A 342-nucleotide genomic window follows, 5' to 3' on the forward strand; every position below is an offset into this window, starting at 1 on the left:
CACGCTAGCGGGTACAGAGGTATCGGCCCTACTTGGTCGTATGCCTTCAGCGGTAGGTTACCAGCCTACACTCGCAGAAGAGATGGGTGTACTTCAAGAGCGCATCACGTCTACGAAGACGGGTTCGATCACGTCAATTCAGGCGGTATACGTACCGGCAGATGACTTGACTGACCCTTCACCAGCAACGACATTCTCGCACCTTGATGCGACTGTCGTATTGAGCCGTGACATTGCATCAAAGGGTATCTACCCTGCAATCGATCCACTTGATTCTACATCACGTCAGCTTGACCCATTAGTAATTGGTCAGGAACATTACGACGTAGCACGTGGTGTTCA

General features: G+C 51.2%; 1 pseudogene. It reads left to right on the forward strand.

What is annotated here, in order from left to right:
• Positions 1–342: pseudogene (locus A3751_RS01065) on the forward strand (F0F1 ATP synthase subunit beta); the annotation flags it as partial.

The organism is Oleiphilus sp. HI0080, assembly GCF_001635135.1.